This is a genomic window from Parabacteroides sp. APC149_11_2_Y6, from assembly GCF_054506995.1.
In genome coordinates, this window is the sequence record NZ_CP173709.1 from 4,960,497 (window position 1) to 4,982,922 (window position 22,426).

The following is a 22,426-nucleotide window of genomic DNA, read 5'->3' on the forward strand; positions in this document are numbered from 1 at the left end:
CGATTTAAATTTTCTTTTTTAGAATAAAACAGGCTTGATCTCCATCATGCAACGAGTTTAATTCTTTTGCTTTTTTCTTAAAAGCACATTTTTCTTTTAAAGAGAGCTTGGGCATTTGAGAGGCCGGTATGTTTCTTGCATATTGTTCCGATATGGCAATTTGATGGTATTTGGAGTCATAGTGGATGGACTCGATGGCCAGTTCGTGTTTTTCTGCCAATAAAGCAATACTATTTACCGTATGTAGGAATAAATGGCGAGGAGCGTCTACCTGAAACCAGTCCATCCGATACTTTCTCCAGGCGTATCCGTCGGCAACGGGAATACGGATTAGAATGCGTCCATTGTTCGTAACGATTTTGTTTAGTTGGGAGAAGACTTGATGCGGATCGGGCATATGCTCAAAAGCATGATGAAACATAACCAGGTCATATTGCCTGTCAAGGCTGAAAATATCTTTTTTGTAGATGTTTATGCCATTCTTGTATGAGAAGTTTTCATTAATGAAAGGATCTATTCCTGTTAAATTTTTGAATCCATAAATATGCAACAACTTTAATAAAGTGCCTTTTCCACAGCCGATATCCAGTATTGGGGCATTTTTATAGCAGTCTTTTAACCAGAGCTTGTGGTATTGGTGATATTTTCGGTATTTGGAAGATAAATAATGGACGGGTAGTATTTTATCCAGTCGAAGTCCGATAGAGATTCTGATAAGACTGTTGGTCACAGTATCTAATCCCGATGTTTTCTTTTGTTGATATGAGTAATAGTTGTCTGGATAGTATTTGTCCAGATTGTCTGGTATATCGGCTATTTGTAGACAACCGCATACGGGACATTTGAAATAGGTGAACTCGTCTCTTGTCCCAAACATCATTTCTCGGGCGGTGAAAGAGGTGTTATTTTGAGTATTGTTACAAATACTGCATTGATATTTCATCTTTAATATAAAAAAGTAAATGAAAAATATTTATAAGTACAAAAGTAGTATAATAAATCGGCTTTCGGGGGAGAACTTTAAATATTCGCATAGAAGTATAATGTTTATTTATAAATATATGGTAAAATTTACTTTCTTCCGAAATCTGCCGGTATTTCTCCCCAGACAGATGTTTCCCATTTTAATATTGTAGTTGTGTAGGTGTTGGTATTCAACCATTTTTCGGCACGTTCGATCAGATCGAATATCACTTCGTTTTCAGGGACACGTTCCAGAAGGGTTTTGCATTTTTTCTTTTTTACCCAACTGATAGCATTTCGGCTGTCGGAGTAAACAGGCAGATCGCTTCCCTTTTGTTTTAAAAGAGCTAATCCATGTACGAGTGCTAAAAATTCACCTACATTGTTTGTCCCTTTTTTTAGGGGGCCGATATGGAATATTTCTTGTCCGGTTGCCGTATATACTCCCCTGTATTCCATGTCCCCTGGATTTCCGCTGCAGGCAGCATCAACAGCGATGCTTTCATTAATAGGTTTTCCTATAGGGGGAGCAGGGGATAACAAATTGGAAGCCGCTTTACCGGACGACGCATTTTTTAGGTATTGGGCATATCCTTTTTCAAATGCTTCTACCGCATCGTCACGAGTCTCAAAGGATTTGTATTTAGCGCTTTCCTGTCCGTCTACCTGCATTTTACATTCAGCCCAGTTGTCGTAAATACCAGGGTTAAGCCCTTTCCATACTACATAATATTTATTTTTTGCCATCCGGTTATTTATAATGAAAATAGAAAGCAAAGATAATGACAACTTAGTTATTACTAAGAACATCTGCCGGGATAAATTCGTGGAATCGTTTTTTTTACAATGAAAAAAATTACCTTTGTGGGTAAAATATACAAGAGAGGGATATTGTGGCAATAGCAAAAACTATCAGGGATACATCAGGAATAAACAAGGCAGACAGATTGTTTTGGATACTTTTATTTATATGGATATTTTGTGATATGTTGCAAGCTATTCATATGGAAGTCATGTCTGATGAGGCATATTATGCTCTGTATGGGCAATATCTGGCATGGGGCTATTATGACCATCCTCCGATGGTAGCATTAATAAATTTCCTTAGTAAATGTTTGTTTTCAGGTAACTTATCGGTTCGTTTTATCAATGTGTTGATGCATGCCGGTACTGTTTGGATAATATGGAAGATGCTTCCCGGAAAGAAAAGCGTATTGCATGTCCTTTCATTTTTTGCAATAGCCACATCGTTTATTATGTTCTCGGCTTATGGGTTTATAACAACACCGGATGGTCCCCTTTTGTTCTTTGCCGCTGCATTTTTATTTTTTTACAAGAGGTTTCTGGAAAAGGAAAGCTGGCAGAATACATTGTTCCTTACTTTGAGTATGGTAGGTATGTTTTATAGTAAATACCATGCTGTACTGGTGATTGGATTCGTGGTGTTGTCTAATCTTCGTCTGTTGTTGAAACCTAAATTCTGGTTTTGTGTATTTGCAACGATACTTTTGTTTCTGCCTCATATCTATTGGCAGGTTTCGAATAATTTTCCCAGTTTCAGATATCATTTAGTGGGGAGAAGTGAAGGTTTCGTATTTATCAATCTTTTAAAATATTTTCCCGAGCAGTTTGTGGTATTTAATCCGGTTGCTTTGACGGGAGTTCTTTATGTTCTGATAAAGAAAAAACAGGAGGGGCTTTTTGACCGTGCATTGTATTTTTTAATTGTAGGTTTTTTGTTTTTTTTCCAGGTTATGACGCTTAAAGGCAGGGTAGAACCTCATTGGACGGTTGTTGCCACACTGCCTATGATAATCGTCTTATATAAAGCATCTTTACAGGATGCGAGATTTGGGAAAATATTCCTGAAAAGTATTTTGTGGACGCTTCCTTTAATTTTGGTAGCTCGTGTTTTACTGGTAGCAAATATTTTACCCGAATCATTTGCCTTAAATGGAAAAGAAAAAAGGTATCTGGCAATAGAAAAAGTGGCAGGTTCTTTACCTGTAGTTTTTGACGGCTCATTCCAGGACCCGTCTTTATATCGTTTTTTTACAGGACGTGAGGCTTTTACAGTGAGTTCTCCTTCGACAAGGACGACTCAATTTGATATTTGGGGATTCGATAAATTGTATCAGGATTCTGCAGCTTTTATTTTTTCGGAGATAGAGAGTGCAAAAAAATATAATATAGACGGTAAGGAGTTTTCCGGTTTTAAAGTTCAACATTTACAAACGACAAATCAGGTACGTATTCGCTATTCCGGGGTACCGGATAAAGTGCGTGTGGGAGATACGTTGCGGATTCATTATACCATGATGAATCCATATTTGAATAATATAAATATGGAGCATTTAGAACTGCCGGTGGAGTTTTGCAGTGTGTACAACGGACCGGATTATGTAATAACAACAAGTCCTTGTTTTAGTACTCCTGAGCTTCGGATATTGAAGGCCGGTGAAACTATTGAAGGAGATTTGTTGACGGTAGTTCCGGCTGTAGTCCCTGATTCCGAATATCTTTTCGGATTATCACTGAAAACTTCTATATGTATCCCTTATAATAGTCCTTATCAGAAAATAGAAATAATTGAAAAATAGATGAATACATTCCTCCCTCTTTTTGTTAAACTGGTGAAATTTTGTGTTGTAGGATTTACCGGAATGATTATTGATTTTTCAACAACCTGGTTGCTGAAAGAAAAATGTGCAGTTAATAAATATATCGCAAACTCTTCCGGTTTTTTGCTGGCTGCAATCAACAATTATGTGTGGAACAGGTGGTGGACATTTGAGTCCGATTCTGAAGAAGTGATGTCGCAGTTCCTGTTGTTTGTCGGCATTTCCGTAATCGGATTGGGGCTGAATAATATGTTTATCTATTTATTCAACGACAAACTCAGATGGAACTTCTACTTTTCAAAAGTAATCGCAATTGGTCTTGTTACTGTTTGGAATTTCTTTATGAATTTGTTCTTCACATTTGATTGACTTTCTTTTTCTTAAAGATGTTCTGGTCTATTTTTACACAGAATTTGACATACTGTTGCCAACTCCATGTACTACCGTCATAATGATGGATAGAAGCTACTTTCAGGTTGAAGTTCTTTTTCTTCAAAGGCATCCAGTATATTTCGGCACGGTTGTAGATATTGTTGGTAGTCGAGTAGAAAGAGTCGCCCCAGTAGAGGCTACTGCCGTACATTCCGTAATAAGGCATCATGTTATCTCCTAAAAATAAAGTATTCAGTATCCCGAAATTAAATTTTTCAACGCGGATATTGATTTCTGCCCCCTTGGGCTTTACATAATATCCGACATTACTCCGATCATTCTGGAAACTTTGAAGATATCCGGCACTTACAGTGAGGGAGTCCAGCCAGAGTTTATGGCTTAGGTCTACGCCTATAGCCGGATTTATCCATACATTATCTGTAACCCCGTCTGCCGCTGTTGTACCGGCGTGGTGGTGCATGGAGAATTCATATGTAGCAAATAATATGTTTTTGGTGATGCGTCCAGAGGAGTATACTGTAAATTTTTCACGTCTGGTATCTGATTGGCGTCCATCCCAATCGCAATAAATTTCAGCATAATTTTTTCCATTGATATATTGTAGAAGTAACCCACCGATTGTTTTCTTATAAAAACGGATAGAGTCACTGAAAAATGCACGGGATTCAGTTCCGATCACCTGACTGAACGGAACCAGGCCTGCTGATATGTTAAACTTGTTGTTTTTGTAATTATAGTAAAAAGCGGGATCTACGGTTATATCTTTTGTTTCACTTCCAAATTCAGATGTAACGTGAGCGCCTACCATCAAAGAGTGGTTATTGTTCCAGCGTAAGCCTACTTCCGGAGAAAGAATTGCTCCGAAAATTGTTTGGGAAAAGTTAAAATCGCTACTGTATTCCCGATTGTCAAATACAGATTCCATGCCAACATTCCAAAGAATTTCCTGTGCGTGGATATTTACGGTACAGAGGAAAGTAAGAATTCCTATAATTTTTAATTTCATAAATGTTTGATTAAAAAAGTTGCGCAAAGGTAGGAAAAAAGTATACATTTGTAGCAAACAATCATCTTGAATATGAAACGTGTATTTCTGATTGGTTATATGGGTGCCGGGAAAACCACTGTGGGAAAAGTCTTATCGGAACGTTTAGGTCTGTCGTTTATAGATCTGGATCATTATATAGAAGGTCGTTATCATAAAACGGTGGGGCAACTTTTTGCCGAAAGAGGGGAAGACGAGTTTCGTGATATAGAGCGGAGAATGCTTCGTGAAGTGGCCATGTTTGAGGATATTCTGGTTTCGACTGGAGGAGGAACCCCTTGTTTTTTCGATAACATGGATTTTATGAATGAATCCGGTAAGACTGTTTATCTGAAAGTGTCGGTTGACGAATTAGCTAAGCGCCTGGAAATCTGTAAAACAACGCGTCCTGTATTAAAAGGACGTTCCGGGGATGAATTGAAACAATTTATTGATGATAGTTTGCAAAAGAGAGAACCCTTCTATACAAAAGCTTCCCTTGTGTTTGATGCAGAAAATATGATGACAGAGCGGGATGTATATACTATTACCGAATCACTTATTTTAATATTGAGTTAGTTGTTATGATACCTACAGGAGGAGGCAGACAGGTTCAGGGAGCTTATATCCCAAAAGAATTGTTGGAAGAAATCAGTAGAGTGAATAATCGTTTACTGATCGGAATTCCTTGTGAACGGAATGAGGGAGAGCGCCGGTTGGCTCTAACTCCGGAAGCTGTTGATATGCTTACGGAGCGCGGACATCATGTCCTTGTGGAAACAGGGGCCGGGTTAGGTATTAATTATTCTGATAATCACTATTCTGAGGCCGGTGCGGAAATTGTAGATACTCCGGCTGAAGTATATCAGGCAGATATTATATTGAAAATATTGCCCCCCTTGGCGGCAGAAATTGTTTTGATGAAGCCACGTGCTACTTTATTTTCCACTATTCAATTTAATATGTTTTCTCAGGAAGCGTTTGAATTGATGGCTGCTAAGCGTATTACTGCAATTGCTTATGAGCTTTTATGCGATGAACTGAAACGTTGTCCGGTTTTAAGTGCAATATCCGAAATAGAAGGGGCAGCTTCCATCACAATTGCTTCTGAAATGTTGAGTAATACACAAGGAGGAAAAGGCATATTATTAGGAGGAATACCTGGCGTATCACCAACAGAAGTAGTTATTATTGGTGCTGGTAATGCCGGAACAGTAGCTGCACGTGCAGCGATGGCTTTAGGCGCTTCGGTTAAGGTCTTTGATGATGACATAAATAAATTGCGCATGATCCAGCAGACGTTAGGACAGGGGTTGTTTACTTCAACTTTTCATCCGAATGTATTACAGAATGCTTTCCGGAGTGCAGATGTTGTAATCGGTGCTATGCGCTATATAAATACAAGCCATCGCTATATTATTGCAGGAGATATGATTCGGATAATGAAAAGGGGCTCTTTGATTATAGATTTGCGAATTAATCAGGGAGGTTGCTTTGAAACAACTTGTTGTCTTTGTCCGTCGGATCCTTCTATATTCGAACAATATGGGGTTCTTCATTATTGTAAGCAAAATATCAGTAATTATGTGGCTCGTACCACATCGATGGCTCTGAGTAATATTTTTGTCCCGATGTTATTTGAGTTGGGTGATATGGGAGCGGTACAAGGGATGATAAAAAATAACGGTGGTTTTAAAAATGGTGTTTATATGTATTGTGGAAAACCGGTGAACGGTTATGTTTCCAATCGGTTCAATTTATCATCTAATAATCTGGATTTATACTTGTCCGCGTTTTAATGAATAAAAGTTTTGAACTCGTAAAGTTTATTCTTTACTTTGCGAACAATCTTAAATACAAATAAGCGATTAAGCTAATAACGTATATTATGGCAGAACAGACAAAAGTAACAACTTTGGAAGAGGTTGTAGTTCGTTTCTCCGGAGACTCTGGAGACGGCATGCAGTTGACCGGAACAATCTTTTCAAATTTGTCGGCAGTGTTCGGAAATGAAATTTCCACTTTCCCCGACTATCCGGCAGAAATTCGTGCTCCACAAGGAACACTGAGTGGTGTATCAGGATTCCAGGTTCATCTTGGATCTCGTAAAATTTTTACTCCTGGTGATAAGGCTGATGTGCTGGTTGCAATGAATCCGGCTGCATTGAAAGTGAATGTAAAACATCTAAAGCCTCATGCTATAGTTGTTATCGATACGGATTCTTTCTTGAAAAATGATTTGGATAAAGCGCAGTTTACTACCGATGATCCATTTAAAGAATTGGGTTTGGGAGGTGTACAAGTAGTTGCTGCTCCGATTTCGACGATGGTTAAAGATGGACTTGTAGAATTTGGTTTGGATAATAAGTCGGCACTTCGTTGCAAGAATATGTTTGCTTTAGGTTTGGTTTGCTGGTTATTCGAGCGCCCGCTGGAAGAAGCGATGAATATGCTTCAGAACAAGTTTGCCAAGAAGCCGGTTATTGCCAAAGCGAACATTAAAGCTTTAACTGATGGTTATAATTATGGACATAATATCCATGCTTCTGTTTCTACTTATCGCATTGAGAGCAAAAAGGCTGAGCCGGGTTTCTATACTGATGTTAATGGAAATAAAGCAACTTCATATGGTTTGATTGCTGCTGCAGAGAAGTCTGGTTTGCAGTTGTTCTTGGGTAGTTATCCTATTACTCCTGCTACTGATATTTTACATGAATTGTCGAAGCGTAAAGATCTGGGAGTAATTACTGTACAGGCAGAGGATGAAATTGCCGGTATTTGTACTTCTATCGGTGCAAGTTTTGCGGGTTGTCTGGCTGCCACGTCGACTTCCGGACCAGGCTTGGCATTGAAAAGTGAGGCGATCGGATTGGCAGTCATTGCTGAAATACCATTGGTTATTATTGATGTGCAGCGTGGCGGTCCTTCTACCGGCATGCCGACAAAGAGTGAGCAGACCGATTTAATGCAGGCTGTTTTCGGGCGTAACGGTGAAAGCCCTTTGGTTGTGGTTGCCGCTTCAACTCCGGGAGATTGTTTTGATGCAGCTTATTGGTCTGGTAAATTAGCCGTAGAACATATGACTCCGGTTATCCTGTTGACAGATGCTTTTATTGCAAATGGTTCTACTGCATGGAAATTGCCTGATTTAGATAAATATCCGGAAATTAAACCGAATTATGTATCTAATTATCAGGATGAGAAAGTGTGGAAAGCCTATCGTCGGGATAAGGATAGCTTGGTCCGTTACTGGGCAATCCCGGGCACAGAAGGTTTTGCTCACCGTTTGGGAGGTTTGGAAAAAGATTATGAGACGAGTGCCATATCTACAGATCCTGCGAACCACCAGAAGATGGTTGCAACCCGTCAGGCCAAGATTGATAAGATTGCCGATTATATTCCGGAACAGGAGATTATCGGTGATGAAGATGCTGACTTATTGATTGTAGGATGGGGTGGAACATATGGGCATCTTTATGAAGCGATGGAATCTATGCGTCGGAATGGTAAGAAAGTGGCTTTAGCTCACTTTAAATTTATTAGTCCGCTACCTAAGAATACAGAAGAAATTTTGCATAAATATAAAAAGGTTGTTGTTGCCGAACAGAACAATGGACAGTTTGCCAACTATTTGCGTGGTAAAGTATGCGGATTCAATCCATATCGTTTCAACCGTGTGAAGGGGCAACCTTTTGTTGTAGCAAGGTTAGTTGAGGAATTCACTAAAATATTGGAGGCTTAAAAGATGACAACTGAAGAAATAAAATATCAACCGAAAGATTATAAGAGCGATCAGTATGTACGCTGGTGTCCGGGTTGTGGCGACCATGCCGTATTGAATTGTTTACATAAGGCAATGGCTGAAGTAGGAGTAGCTCCTCATAATATGGCTGTTATCTCAGGTATTGGGTGTTCTTCCCGTCTGCCTTATTATATGAACACATATGGTTTTCATACAATTCATGGCCGTGGTGCAGCTATTGCAACAGGTGTTAAGACTGCACGTCCTGATTTGAGTGTGTGGTTGATTACCGGCGATGGTGACTGTCTGGCTATTGGTGGCAATCATTTTATTCATGCCGTGCGCCGTAATATAGATTTGAATATTGTTTTGTTCAATAATAAGATATATGGTTTGACTAAAGGGCAATATTCTCCGACTTCTGAGCGTGGTTTTGTGTCTAAGAGTTCTCCATATGGTACAGTGGAAGATCCGTTTATTCCTGCAGAGCTGGCTCTGGGTGCCCGTGGTAATTTCTTTGCTCGTGCAATTGACGTGGATTTGAAGAATACAACAGAAATATTGGCGGCTTCTGCTCGTCATAAAGGAGCTTCTGTAACAGAGGTCCTGGTTAACTGCGTAATCTTTAATGATGGTATCCACAAAGGAGTAACCGATAAAGAAGTCCGTGCAGAACGTACTATTTTCCTGCGTCATGGAGAGAAAATGGTATATGGTGCAAATAGTGATAAAGGTATCGTGTTGGACGGTTTGAAGCTAAAGTCTGTAACAATTGGTCAGGATGGTTACACTTTAGATGATGTTCTGGTTCATGATGCATATGAAAAAGACAATACATTGCATATGATGTTGGCCATGATGAACGGAGACATGCCTATTGCTTTAGGTGTTATTCGTGATGTTGAAAGCCCGGTTTATGACGAGGCTGTTCACCAACAGATAGCAGAAGTACAAGCCAAGAATCCTACTCGTAAACTGAAAGACTTCTTAATGCAAGGTGAAGTCTGGGAAGTGAAATAAGTTGGAATAAATAACATATTGAAAGTTGCAATGCCGCAGATTTATGCCAGGCATTGCAACTTTTTTTGTTCATAAACATCTTGATTCTCCTGTTGGAATGTTGATAAGGCATAGGCAGGCTTTATTTGTAAACTTCACTTGGCAATTTGATAATGAATAGTGTTAATAGCATGGAAAAGTGTAATTATTACTGAAAAATTTCCTTAATAGGGTGTGCGCTATGAAAAATTATATTACTTTTGTACCGCGCTAAGCAAGGTGAAGGAACAGCAAGAAGATGAATGATGAGATTACCTTGTGGTTTTAATAGGAGAGAGATAAAAGTTATATAAAGTCAATCATTTAAATTAATTCAAGATGGCTAATTTAGATTTAAGCAAGTACGGAATTACAGGTGTTACAGAAATCGTACACAATCCGTCTTATGATGTTTTGTTTGCTGAAGAAACAAAGCCGGGTTTGGAAGGCTTTGAAAAAGGTCAGGTGACTGAACTGGGCGCAGTGAACGTAATGACAGGTGTTTATACTGGTCGTTCTCCTAAAGACAAGTTCTTTGTAATGGATGATACTACAAAGAATACTGTATGGTGGACTTCCGAAGAATATAAAAACGATAATAAGCCGGTCGACGCTAAGTGTTGGACTGCTGTTAAAGATTTGGCTGTTAAAGAACTTTCTAACAAAAGATTATTCGTTGTTGACGCTTTCTGTGGTGCAAACCCTGCATCTCGTCTGAAACTGCGTTTTATCATGGAAGTTGCTTGGCAGGCTCATTTCGTAACAAACATGTTCATCCGTCCGTCAGCTGAAGAATTGGCTAATTTCGGTGAACCTGATTTCGTTATCATGAATGCTTCTAAAGCTAAAGTTGAAAACTACAAAGAACTGGGCTTGAACTCAGAAACTGCAGTTGTATTCAATTTGACAGAAAAGATTCAGGTTATTCTGAATACTTGGTATGGTGGTGAAATGAAAAAAGGTATGTTCTCTTATATGAACTATCTGTTGCCTTTGCAGGGAATGGCTTCTATGCACTGTTCTGCTAACACAGATAAAGAAGGTAAGAGCTCTGCTATTTTCTTCGGTTTGTCTGGTACAGGTAAGACTACATTGTCAACTGACCCGAAACGTCTGTTGATCGGTGACGACGAACACGGATGGGATAACGACGGTGTATTCAACTTCGAAGGAGGTTGCTATGCAAAAGTTATTAATTTGGATAAAGATAGCGAACCGGATATCTACAATGCAATCAAACGTGACGCTCTTCTTGAAAACGTTACTGTTGCAGCAGATGGTAAGATCGACTTCGCAGATAAGAGCGTAACAGAAAACACTCGTGTTTCTTATCCTATCTATCATATTGAAAACATCGTTAAGCCGATTTCTAAAGGCCCGCACGCTAAACAAGTTATTTTCTTGTCTGCTGATGCATTCGGTGTATTGCCTCCGGTTTCTATCCTGACTCCGGAACAGACTAAGTATTACTTCCTGTCTGGTTTTACTGCTAAATTGGCTGGTACAGAACGTGGTATTACTGAGCCGACTCCTACATTCTCTGCTTGCTTCGGCGCTGCATTCTTGTCATTGCATCCTACAAAATACGGTGAAGAATTGGTTAAGAAGATGGAAATGACAGGTGCTAAGGCTTATCTGGTTAACACAGGTTGGAATGGTACTGGCAAACGTATCTCTATTAAAGATACAAGAGGTATTATCGATGCTATCCTTGACGGTTCTATCGACAAGGCTCCGACTAAAGTTATCCCGTATTTCGATTTCACAGTTCCGACAGCATTGCCTGGTGTTGATCCGAAGATCCTTGATCCTCGTGACACTTATGCTGAGGCTGCTCAGTGGGATGAAAAAGCTAAAGATTTGGCTGCACGCTTCCAGAAGAATTTTGCTAAGTTCACAGGAAACGAAGCTGGTAAAGCTTTGGTTGCTGCTGGTCCTCAGTTGTAATTTGAAAATTAAAGTATATAGTAAAAAGCGCAGAATTTCGGTTCTGCGCTTTTTTTATTTTATACATAAATTTTAGCATAAATGTTAGGATGATTTAAAATCTATTATTAACTTTACCCCGAATTTACAGTTAATGTGGGATAAAAGGTACAATGGTTAAACGTTTATTATTGATTATTGGTATAATAGTCTCTCTGTCGTCGTGCGGTGGAGATGTGGCTTATCAGATTGAAGGGAAACTGAAAAATCTGGAAGATCAGACAGTTTATGCCGTTTTTGAAAATGATGACGTTAAAGTTGTTGATACGATTACCTGTGAAAAACCTGGACAGTTTTTGATTAAGCGGAGAGATGGCGACTTTAAAGAACTGACGCTGTTTATTGAAAATAAGTCGGAATGGTTTACTGTCTATTTGGAAAAAGGAGAGAAAGTATCAATAGCAGGGGATGCAACCTACCCTTCTTTGTTGCAGATAAAAGGAGGTCGTATTAACGATCAACTTACTTCTATGAAGAAGGAGATAACTCCTTTATTGAAAGAACATACAGATCTGATACGTATTTTAAATAAAGACAGTAAAGATAGCCTGGACCATTCTATTGAAGATACGGATGTTGCAGCACGGCTTGCCAATATAAATCATCAATTAGAAGAGCATACTATGTCTTATATAAAAGACTATCCGAATGAGGAGGCCTCAGTTGTATTAATTAGTAAATTCTTTACAAATCCGGATGATACCCGTGAATTGGATGAGCTTTTGGCTATTCTTAGTCCGGATTTAAAAGATTTTTATTTGGTTAAGAAGTTGGAAGAGTATAGTGCAAGGGCGAAACGCACCGAGTTGGGGGCGGAAGCTCCGAATTTTAATGTTAAGAATGTGTTTGGAACTCCAGTAAGCCTTGACTCCTTCCCTGAAAAGTATTTGTTATTGACTTTTACTGCTCCTTGGTGTGATATATGCCAGACTGAAAACTTGCAATTGAATGAAATAGCGACTAAATATCCAAAAGATAAATTGGCGATGTTGCTTGTGAGTCTGGATGATAATCCGAAAGATGTGCGGACTTTACTTGCTAAAGATAGCATTGCATGGAATTTAGTTACAGATTCGGCAGGTCAGGCTGCAATGTTGCTAAGTCTGTATAATGTGAGTGCTTTGCCTCGTTGTTATGTAATAGATCAAGGAGGTAAGATTGTTCTGAAAACAGATAATGGAGTGGAAGTGAAACAAACTTTGGAAAATCTGATGGAATAATAAATAGATTTCTGTAAACCAAATAAACCAAAACCGACATGTTAGTTAAATCTTATGCTGCTGCTGTGCAGGGCATCTCTGCTACAATCATAACTATAGAGGTAAATTGTACAAAAGGGATTCAATTTTTTCTGGTTGGCTTACCTGATGTTGCTGTGCGCGAAAGTCACGAGCGGATCATTTCAGCTCTTCAGGTAAGTGGTTATAAATTCCCTCGTAACCGGATTGTTATTAATATGGCTCCGGCTGATATCCGTAAAGAGGGTTCTTCTTATGATCTTCCTCTTGCTATAGGTATCCTCGCTGCGGCAGAGGAATTGGATGCCTCACAACTTGACAGCTTCCTTTTGATGGGAGAGTTATCTCTGGATGGTAGTCTTCTACCTATTAAAGGAGCATTGCCAATAGCAATTAAAGCTCGTGAAGAAGGATTTAAAGGATTAATTATCCCCAAGCAAAATGCCCGTGAGGCTGCTGTTGTAAATGATTTGGATGTGTATGGAGTTGAAACAATTAAAGAAGTCATTGAATTTATAGCAGGTAAGAGGCAGTTACAACCAGTGATAGTAAATACGCGTGAAGAATTTTATACCCGTCAATGCCTGTTTGATTCGGATTTTTCGGATGTAAAAGGTCAGGAAAATGTAAAGCGGGCGATGGAAGTTGCTGCAGCAGGAGGACATAATTTGATTTTGATAGGGCCTCCGGGGAGTGGAAAATCAATGCTTGCCAAGCGGCTTCCTTCCATATTGCCTCCCTTTACCTTGCAGGAATCATTGGAAACGACCAAGATACATTCAGTAGCAGGTAAGATTGGAGTGGAAACTTCATTGATAATCCAGCGGCCTTTCCGTTCCCCTCATCATACGATTTCAAATGCGGCTATGGTTGGTGGGGGAGCTTTTCCTCAGCCCGGAGAGATTAGTTTGTCTCATAATGGAGTACTTTTCTTGGATGAGCTGCCGGAATTTAACCGTAGTGTCCTTGAAGTGATGCGACAACCTTTGGAAGACAGGAAAATTACTGTATCCAGAGCCCGTTTTTCAGTAGAGTATCCAGCTAGTTTTATGTTGGTTGCTTCGATGAATCCTTGCCCTTGCGGATATTATAATCATCCGGATCGTCCTTGTCTTTGTTCTCCGGGAGCAGTACAGAAATATATGAACCGAGTATCTGGGCCTTTGCTGGATCGAATTGATATTCAGGTTGAAGTAGTACCTGTCCCTTTTGAAAAAATTTCAGAGCAACGTTTATCGGAACCAAGTGTTGCAATACGGGAACGGGTTGTAGGTGCTCGCTCTATTCAGGAGGAGCGTTTTTCTTCATATGAAGGTGTTTATTGTAATGCACAGATGACTTCCCGTCTACTTCATCAATATGCCGTTCCGGATGCAGCAGGACTGGCATTATTGAAAACGGCGATGTTACGATTAAATTTATCAGCTCGGGCTTATGACCGTATTCTTAAGGTATCCCGTACAATCGCAGACCTTGATGCTTCTTCCAATATTGAGGCCCGACATCTTGCAGAAGCTATTAACTATCGTAATTTGGATAGGGAAAACTGGGGATTGTAGCTTATTTAGCTCTTTCTGTATTCAAGAGGCCCCATCCCCACATGCCGTTTGAAATATTTACCGAAAAAAGACATGTTCGTAAAGTTTAATGAATAAGCAATATCATGTATTGATAAGTCAGTGGATTTTAATTGGGATTTCGCATCCATAATTACCATTTCTGAAATGATTTCGATACAGGTTTTACCTGTTACTTGCTTTACGGTAGTACAAAGATGTGCATGGGTGATATTTAATTTACGTGCATACCAGGCAACATTCCGCTCTTTGCTGTAGTTCTGCATCACTAATTGCCCGAATTCCTTAGCAATTTGTTCACTTTTGGAAAGTGGAGCCTTTACGTAAGCTTTATCTCTGTACATAGCGCCAACTCCGAGGTGCATGCCGGAAAAAAGATGGGAGGTGATTTCACGGCTCAGTTTTACTTTACAAAAATCATATGTTTTTATAAGTAGAGAGAAATAGTCCTCCAATAGCAAAGCCGCATTTTCTTTTAAAGAGATAACGGGTCTCTCTTTTATGAGATAAATCATATCCATGGCTGTCTTTAACATGTTTACATGTTCTAGAAATTCGGAAGAATATCCCATAAAGTATATTTTTAGGTCTCCTTCAACTTTATGTATCTGAAAAATACTTCCTGGTAAGATTGTAACAAAATCAAAAGCTTTAACATTGATTCTGTTTAAATTTATTGATGCTTCTATTTCTCCCTGCATGCACAATACAAATATTTCCGCCTTTAAGCGACATGGATAATTGGTATACAAACTGAGTATCTCTCTGCTAATATCCGTTCCGATAATCATGTCATCAGGAAGATCTATTTTGGGTATGTCATTTTCCATATAGAAGAGTATTTTAATGTTTACAAAGATAAGTGGATTTTGATAAAGATAACCGGAATGTTCTAAAAAATGGAACACTTTTTTAGAAAGTATGTTTCTTTGTTGCAAGAAATCAGGTATTTGTATTGTGTGTGTGCGATGAGATTTTAAAAAAAGAATATATAATAATATAAATAGACCTTGTGCGAATTTTTGGATTCTTATTTCTTTGCACTTAATTTTAATAGCTAAAGGGGGATAAATCTAATGAGCCGATGTTTTTGGTAGAATAGGTTTATATGCATAAAAATGAAAGAGAGTAAATTGATACAACGTTATTTAGGATATATAACGTACTTTTTTTGTATTCTGATTTCTGCTATAATCTTTTTTTCGTGTAATTCAGATAGATTTGGTGAAGTAGAAAATGCTGGTATATTACAATTGTCTTTGATGACTGATACTACGGTTGTAAATAATGGAGCTGTAGTGACTCGTTCTACATCTTTTGATTGGACTCCTTTTCTGGATACCGAAAAATATAAGATTGAAATTCTTAAAGGGGAAGAGAATACTGTTGTTAGAACATTTGAGCAGTATAAAGATATGCCGGATATTATAGAACTGGAACGGGGTAATTATAAGATTCGGGCATCTTTTGGAAAACAAGTTCCAGCAGCGTTTGAGTCTCCTCATTTTCAGGGAGTTTCAGAGTTTATCATTAAACAGGATATGACAACTAAATTGGATGTTACCTGTGCATTAACAAATGCACGGGCAACCGTTTATTATACTGATAGTTGTAAAATGGTATATCCTAAATATGCAGTTGCATTTGAAACAACTCATACAACCGAACCGTTTGAGTTTATTCAAGATGAAACCCGTTCCGGTTGGTTCCAGGTAAATGAAAATGGTGAGGATTTGAAAGGCGTATTAACTGTTACTCCTGATGAAGGAGAAATGAAACAATTTTCAGTTACAGTTCCTTCTGTAAAGCCGAAGGATGATATTCGTTTGACTTTTAATTCGACTCCTGATACACGCCCGGATAGAGGTTTGACTGTTAGAATAACAATTAATGATAAGACAATAGAAAAGCCTCTTTATATATATGTTCCGGATTATATGTTGCCTGTAGATGGTCCATTGGTGGAACCTGTTGGGTTTGCCAATGAAGATCCTATTGTGTTGGGAATTGAAGATGTTATAGGAGATGCAAATGTTAAGATGTCTGTTCCTGGGACAATTGAGAACTGTAGGTTATTGATGTGGGAAGATCAGGCAGAAGCTATAGAATATGATTTAGCTCATTTGGACGATACTGGTAAAGCAGATTTACTGGCTAAAGGTTTTGTTCTGTCGGATATTTGGCATAAAAAGCAGGCTACTATAGATTTTAGATCTGTGATTGAAAGACTACCACGTATTCCGGAGGGGGAGACAAATGTAAAGTTGTATAACTATCAACTTATAGTGACAGATTCACTTGTAAATGCACATACAAGTAAACCTTTGACCTTAGTTGTAAAAATGGTACCGGATGTGGCTCCTAAAATCACTTTGTCGGATGGTTTTATCAGTTCTCAGGCTATTCGCGTAACAGAGGGTGGTATTATTTATAATGATGGTGTTAAAATTAATCCTGAATATAAAGCCACAATAAAGTCTACAGGAGAATTATCGGCATGCTTATTAAAAATTACGGATGCAACAGGAATGGTAAATAGTTATAATTTGACTAATGGAGAATTTGTCCCCGGGATCAAATATAATTTGAAAGAATCTGTTCCTTATGTGAATTTTAAAGAGGCTATTTCTTCTTTGGTTTTAGATGATGATAATATTAAACGATATGAATATGAACTGACTGTTCAGACTGAATTTGAAGGTTCAACTTATGAAGATGTAAAAACTCTTATTGTGGATTTGATTCCTCCGAAGTTTGAAATGTCGATGAATGGAGATAAAGAGGAAAATGGTGATGCTTTTGCAAAACGGGCTGTATTGAGAGCAACAGCGACAACATGTGATGCTTCTAAATTATCCTTTCAACTCTATAAGAATGGACAATGGACAGATATAAATGATCAAATTGATGGAACATTGGTTGTGAAAGGAGATGTTGCATCTGCTGTTTTAACAGGTCTTGAGGCTGAAACGCAATATCGGGCAAGAGCTAAGTATGGCAATCATGTTTCGGAGGAAATGACATTTACCACAGAAAAAGAAGAGTATTTGCCTGAAAATATATCAGGTCTTGAAGATTGGTATAGTGAAGATGGGAATGGTGGAAAATGGAAAAAATGGTACTCATATAAAAAAGGTGAAATAAACTCTGCTTGGAATACATTGAATCCCAAAACGACATCTCCTAATAGTAAATATGCATATGTGTCAAGTTCTGGGACATTACAAGCTTCAGGTATAGATGCTGTTTCAGGATATTCAGCATTATTACAGACTATTGCTTGGGGAAGTGGAATGACTGCTGCAGGTGGGGCTTCTGCAGCAGCAGTCAATGCACGAAATGTCGATCCAGGATATTTGTATTTGGGAAAATATAATGAAAATCCTCAATACACACTGGGGGATGGATATAGTTTTGATGTGAAACCTTTTGGACTTTCATTTTCTTATAAATATTATCCATATAAGAGTGATGACAAATTTACAGTAGAGATTGTAGTTGCAGATGAAGAGAGAATATTAGGACGAAATTTAAAGCAAATAGGTGGTAAACAAGATGAATTTAAAACAGATGAAGTACAATTGGTTTATAATTGGATAGAGCCTCTTTCTAAGCCAACTCATATATATATATTGATAAAATCGGGTGAAGTGACAGGTGATAAAAGTAGTAATGTGGATTTAGTCTTTGATGCTAGTTTATTCTCTTCTGGCTCTGTTCATATAGGAAGTAAATTATATATTGATAATATACAATTAATGTATGAATAATAATAATATCATATACATTTTAATGTATTTAATGCTAATGTCCTCTTGTCATAAAGAAGAAATCATTGATGAGCAGTATGGTTTTCTATCTTTTCAAATGGACACCAAAAGCGAAACAGACATCCCTGTCATAATGAAATCAGCATCTACGGTAGATGTTGACACATTCCATATTGTTATAAAAGATGGCAGCGGACAGGCTATTAAACAGAATTTTGACACTTTTGAGGAGTTAAAGAAAGAAGGAATGCCCCTTTCGCTTCCAATAGGTTTTTATATAGCAGAGGCTTTTTCCGGTGATCTGCCGGAAGCTGCTTTTGAAACACCTTGCTTTAGAGGGAAAAAAGAATTTGTGATTGAGGAAAATACAGTGACAGAAGTAAAATTGCAATGCTCTCATCAGAGCATTAAGGTTTCTTTAAAATATACGGATGAATTTTTGAATCTGATTAATCCGGATTTTAAAGTTTCTGTTACAAATAGTAAAGCAGAACTCCTATATACAAAGAATGAAACGCGTTCTGGTTTTTTTGCGGTAAGTCAATTGTTTACAGTTCATGTAACAGGCACAGCAAAAGAATTTGGCACACGTGTTGATTTTGCAGGAGATTTGAAACATATAGAAAATGGAGTAGAACAGGAATTAAAGGCTGGTGATCATTTGATTGTGACATTAGATGCTTATAAAGAGACTCCTGTAGTAAAATCAGTACAAGTATTATGAGAATAATGTATAAAATTGCTTTGTTAATCTCATTGGTATCAAGCGTTATCTCTTGTGAGATGAAAAAAGAATTGACAGGAGGTTTGAAACCTGTTGATCCAAGTGAACTCCCTGCAGATCCGGCAATAACAGGGGCTTTGGATTTGAAACTAAACCTTCAGCCTGAAAGCGATACTCCGGAATCAAAAGCAAAGGCAGAAGTGGCTGCAACGGTAGATATAAATGATTTTAACGTACAAATTATGGATTCTGCCGGAAAGGTGGTTCAACATTTTGATTCTTATGGAGAATATTTGAATGCAGAAGAGTTGTTGTTGGATAAAGGAAAATATACAATCCGTGCTTCTTGGGGAAAATTGTATGAGGCCGCTTTTGACGCTCCTTATTTTGTTGGCGACACTGTTTGTGAGATAGAGCCTGGTATAATTAGTTCTATAAAAGCAGATTGTTCTTTAAAAAATTCCAAAGTCAATGTAGAGTATAATGAGGATTTCCTGAAAATATTTAAAGACGATTATTCTGTTGTTGTTACGAATGGTACAGGAATTCTTTCAATGGGGAAAGATGAACAGAGAGTTGCTTATTTTCGTTCCGGGGGAAATATTAATTTGGCAATAAATGCTACAACAAAGGAAGGATTGGATGTCATATCTAAACATAAGATAGTTAATACAGAGCCTAATACGTTGTATAATATATCTTTAGGACTTGATGTTTCTGTAGACTCTATTATCGATCAACTCGCAAAACCCGGAATTAAGGTTGATATAGCGATGCATACTCGTGATACTATCATAAATATAGAAGCCCCGGCTTTACCTCCTGATCCGGATGACGGAACGGATGAACCGGGAGATGAGTCAATTTCGATAGTCGGTACAGGCCTTGATTCTCCGGTGGAAATGACAGAAGAGGAAGCTCTTGCGGGAACTGTTCCTGTTAAAGTCACAATTAAAGCTCCTTCAGGATTGAAGAATATTGTTGTAAAAATAATAGCTCCTGAATTGGAAAAAATATTGGGAGAAGAGAATCCTTTTGATCTGATTAATTTAACACCAACGATGACATCTATATTGGATGGGGTTGGATTAGTTCGACCAGAAGAAGGAGATAAAGAGTATACGTTGGATGTAACGGGATTCATGAAGTTAATGGGCGGTGCAGGTGAGTATAAGTTTCAGGTAACAGTTACTGATACATCTTTAAGTAGTTTAGAGAAAACATTGACTGTAATTATTAATAAGTAGAGAAGATGAAACGACATACAAGCTGGCTGTTGTTCTTTTTACTCCTTTTCATATCCTGTGAGGAGAAAAATAATTTGGTAGAAGAAGGATTCCTTTATATCAGTACTTCTAAAGATATGAATGTTGTAACCAGGTCTGCTGTTGATGATGAAGCTATTAGTGTGGCTGTTTGTAAGGCGGCAACAGGAGATACAATAAAGTTTTTCGAAGATTATGCAAAAGAGTTGGGTTCTGGAAAGGTTCAGTTGCCTGTGGGCTTGTATTATGTGAAAGCAGGGACAGTATATGCAGGTAAAGCAGCTTTTGATAAACCTTTCTATTTTGGAATTGATACAATAGAAGTAGTGAAGGCTACGTTAAGGGAATCAGAAGTTATTTGCTCGTTGGCTAATGTAAAAGTAACGGTAAATTACTCGGATTTATTAAAGCAATATTTTATTGGATATAAGACAACTGTAAGTAATACAAGTGGAGAACTGAGTTTTGAGGAAGAAGAAACTCGTGCCGGATATTTTACTCCCGGTAAATTAAATATAGTATTGGATTTAGTAAATAATAATGGTACTGCTTATAAGATAGTAAAAGAGATTTCCGGAACAAAAGCACGGGAGCATTATCGTTTAAATTTCTCTATTGGAGAGACACCGGATAGCCCTGAAGCCGGAGGTGACTTTGATGTTACAGTCAACGAAAAGACTAATGATATTGAATGTACGTTGAATGTTCCTGTCTTTACGGATGACCATGGGAGGAATATGCCTAAAATAGTTACAATGCCGGAGAAAGAATTGAGCATAAAAGAAACAAATCCGGCAGGAGCATTATTAACCTCCGAAATAACATCTAAGAACGGCCTGCAGGTTCTTGCTTTAAAATTTGCTTCTAAATATTTTAATGAAGAAAAAGGGATACCCGCTTACGTTGACTTAATGACTGTGAATGAAGAGATAAGGGCAAAACTGATAGAATTAGGTATTGCTTTTCCTCAATTGTCGGAAATCACAACGGATGCAACATTAGACTTTTCAGCAATGTTGACGAAGCTACCTCTTTTGGATGGAAAGAAAACATCTCATTCAGTTACAATTGTAGCCCGGGATAATTTGGGACAGCAAGTGGAAGAATCTGTAAATATAGAGGTCAGGCCGAATGTATCAGTAACCACAAATATAAGTGCCTGGTCAAGATTTGCTTTCTTGAAAATAACAGCAGGTTCACCTGATAATATTATTGTAAAGTATAAACAGAAAGATGTGGCTTCTGAAGAGGAGCAAATAATTCAAGTAGATCCGGCAACCGTTGTTGTGAATTCGGATGGTGATTATGTCGCAGAATGTATACTTTCTAATTTAGAGGTGAATACTTCTTATGATTGTAATGTTGTCGCAGATATTGAAACCCCTGTAAGTTTTGATTTTACAACTCAGGAAGAGCCTGTTATTCCGAACATGGATTTTGAAGAATGGAATGATATTTACCCAAATAAAGAGGGTAAGAATATGTATTGGGCTACAGGCAATGATGGTGTGAAAATGGCTGGAAAAAGTCCTAACACGACACAAGTTGAAGATTGCCAAAATGGGTTACATGCTGTAAGGATGGAGTCTTTAGGTGATGTTATGCTAGCCGGTACTGCTGCAGGAAATTTATTTATAGGTTCTTTTAATGTAAATATGTCAAATCCTGCATCAAGTCCTTCTTTTGGTAGAGACTATTCTGGTAGGCCAACCCGGTTAATAGGATATTATAAATATAATCCAGCGGATGCAACATATGGTTCATATACTGATGAAGAAGATAAAGATATGACTAAAGATATTGCTGATATTTATATCTGGTTAAAAGATGCTTCTGGTAAACAGATTGCTTACGGACGTTTTAATTCCAGCCAGAAAGTTGATGAGTATACAAAATTTGAGATAGATATAAAATACACAGAAAAGAATGTGATTCCTAAAACAATAGCGATTGTTATGTCATCAAGTAAATATGGTGGAATATTTACAGGTTCAAAGGTTACAGGCAAAATGGGTATTGGAAGTGTGCTATATGTCGACAACTTATCGTTATCTTTTGATTATAATGAAAAATCTTTTAAATAAT

General features: G+C 38.0%; 17 protein-coding genes. 13 read left to right on the forward strand and 4 right to left on the reverse strand.

Translation table 11 applies throughout. From position 1 onward, the window contains the following. Positions 1–4: 4 nt before the first annotated feature. The gene (locus ACGE0T_RS20235; RefSeq protein ID WP_459188373.1) at positions 5–943 is read right to left on the reverse strand and encodes a class I SAM-dependent methyltransferase; all 939 of its coding nucleotides are present in this window, start codon (positions 941–943) and stop codon (positions 5–7) included. A gap of 128 nt (positions 944–1,071) precedes the next feature. After that, entirely contained in the window at positions 1,072–1,710 is a 639-nt protein-coding gene (locus ACGE0T_RS20240; protein WP_459188374.1) for a ribonuclease H1 domain-containing protein, read from the reverse strand. A gap of 239 nt (positions 1,711–1,949) precedes the next feature. On the opposite strand from ACGE0T_RS20240, the gene ACGE0T_RS20245 reads away from it, so the two are divergent. Together ACGE0T_RS20245 and ACGE0T_RS20250 are read left to right on the forward strand one after the other, a co-directional pair. Next, entirely contained in the window at positions 1,950–3,563 is a 1,614-nt protein-coding gene (locus ACGE0T_RS20245) for a glycosyltransferase family 39 protein (RefSeq protein ID WP_459188375.1), read from the forward strand. Continuing rightward, a complete protein-coding gene (locus tag ACGE0T_RS20250; protein WP_459188376.1) occupies positions 3,564–3,953 on the forward strand; it encodes a GtrA family protein in 390 nt (129 codons plus the stop codon). It abuts the gene before it with no gap. Here ACGE0T_RS20250 and ACGE0T_RS20255 read toward each other — a convergent pair. Beyond that, the gene (locus ACGE0T_RS20255; protein WP_459188377.1) at positions 3,940–4,983 is read right to left on the reverse strand and encodes a hypothetical protein; all 1,044 of its coding nucleotides are present in this window, start codon (positions 4,981–4,983) and stop codon (positions 3,940–3,942) included. The genes ACGE0T_RS20250 and ACGE0T_RS20255 overlap by 14 nt on opposite strands. 72 nt (positions 4,984–5,055) lie before the next feature. Between ACGE0T_RS20255 and ACGE0T_RS20260 the strand changes: the two genes are divergently transcribed. The 7 genes from ACGE0T_RS20260 (at position 5,056) to ACGE0T_RS20290 (ending at position 14,564) form a co-directional block, all read left to right on the forward strand. Next, positions 5,056–5,580 carry a shikimate kinase gene (locus ACGE0T_RS20260; protein WP_459188378.1) on the forward strand — a complete coding sequence of 175 codons (525 nt, stop codon included), beginning with the start codon at positions 5,056–5,058 and terminating at the stop codon, positions 5,578–5,580. 5 nt (positions 5,581–5,585) lie between these two features. After that, positions 5,586–6,800, forward strand: a complete 1,215-nt coding sequence (locus ACGE0T_RS20265; RefSeq protein WP_459188379.1) for an alanine dehydrogenase — start codon at positions 5,586–5,588, stop codon at positions 6,798–6,800. 89 nt (positions 6,801–6,889) lie between these two features. Continuing rightward, complete coding sequence (locus tag ACGE0T_RS20270) at positions 6,890–8,743, forward strand: 2-oxoacid:acceptor oxidoreductase subunit alpha (RefSeq protein ID WP_459188380.1); 1,854 nt, start codon at positions 6,890–6,892, stop codon at positions 8,741–8,743. A gap of 3 nt (positions 8,744–8,746) precedes the next feature. Beyond that, positions 8,747–9,763: a 2-oxoacid:ferredoxin oxidoreductase subunit beta gene (locus tag ACGE0T_RS20275; RefSeq protein ID WP_459188381.1), complete on the forward strand. Its 1,017-nt coding sequence runs from the start codon at positions 8,747–8,749 to the stop codon at positions 9,761–9,763. Positions 9,764–10,120: 357 nt separating this feature from the next. Continuing rightward, a complete protein-coding gene (gene pckA / locus ACGE0T_RS20280) occupies positions 10,121–11,728 on the forward strand; it encodes a phosphoenolpyruvate carboxykinase (ATP) (RefSeq protein WP_459188382.1) in 1,608 nt (535 codons plus the stop codon). Positions 11,729–11,880: 152 nt separating this feature from the next. Next, complete coding sequence (locus ACGE0T_RS20285; protein ID WP_459188383.1) at positions 11,881–12,987, forward strand: redoxin domain-containing protein; 1,107 nt, start codon at positions 11,881–11,883, stop codon at positions 12,985–12,987. A 38-nt stretch (positions 12,988–13,025) separates the two neighbouring features. Continuing rightward, positions 13,026–14,564 carry a YifB family Mg chelatase-like AAA ATPase gene (locus tag ACGE0T_RS20290; RefSeq protein ID WP_459188384.1) on the forward strand — a complete coding sequence of 513 codons (1,539 nt, stop codon included), beginning with the start codon at positions 13,026–13,028 and terminating at the stop codon, positions 14,562–14,564. A 5-nt stretch (positions 14,565–14,569) separates the two neighbouring features. On the opposite strand, the gene ACGE0T_RS20295 is transcribed toward ACGE0T_RS20290, so the two are convergent. Then, positions 14,570–15,412 carry a helix-turn-helix domain-containing protein gene (locus ACGE0T_RS20295; RefSeq protein ID WP_459188385.1) on the reverse strand — a complete coding sequence of 281 codons (843 nt, stop codon included), beginning with the start codon at positions 15,410–15,412 and terminating at the stop codon, positions 14,570–14,572. Positions 15,413–15,700: 288 nt separating this feature from the next. On the opposite strand from ACGE0T_RS20295, the gene ACGE0T_RS20300 reads away from it, so the two are divergent. Genes ACGE0T_RS20300 through ACGE0T_RS20315 form a run of 4 tightly spaced genes read left to right on the forward strand, consistent with a single transcriptional unit; the run spans position 15,701 to position 22,425 of the window. Beyond that, on the forward strand, positions 15,701–18,352 hold the full coding sequence (locus ACGE0T_RS20300) for a DUF4493 domain-containing protein (protein WP_459188386.1): 2,652 nt from the start codon (positions 15,701–15,703) through the stop codon (positions 18,350–18,352). Beyond that, a complete protein-coding gene (locus tag ACGE0T_RS20305; protein WP_459188387.1) occupies positions 18,345–19,076 on the forward strand; it encodes a DUF4493 domain-containing protein in 732 nt (243 codons plus the stop codon). Before ACGE0T_RS20300 ends, ACGE0T_RS20305 begins: the two co-directional genes overlap by 8 nt. Continuing rightward, a complete protein-coding gene (locus tag ACGE0T_RS20310) occupies positions 19,073–20,323 on the forward strand; it encodes a DUF4493 domain-containing protein (RefSeq protein WP_459188388.1) in 1,251 nt (416 codons plus the stop codon). The genes ACGE0T_RS20305 and ACGE0T_RS20310 overlap by 4 nt, the downstream gene beginning before the upstream one ends. Before the next feature lie 5 nt (positions 20,324–20,328). Continuing rightward, positions 20,329–22,425 carry a PCMD domain-containing protein gene (locus ACGE0T_RS20315; RefSeq protein ID WP_459188389.1) on the forward strand — a complete coding sequence of 699 codons (2,097 nt, stop codon included), beginning with the start codon at positions 20,329–20,331 and terminating at the stop codon, positions 22,423–22,425. The last annotated feature ends 1 nt before the right edge of the window (position 22,426 follow it).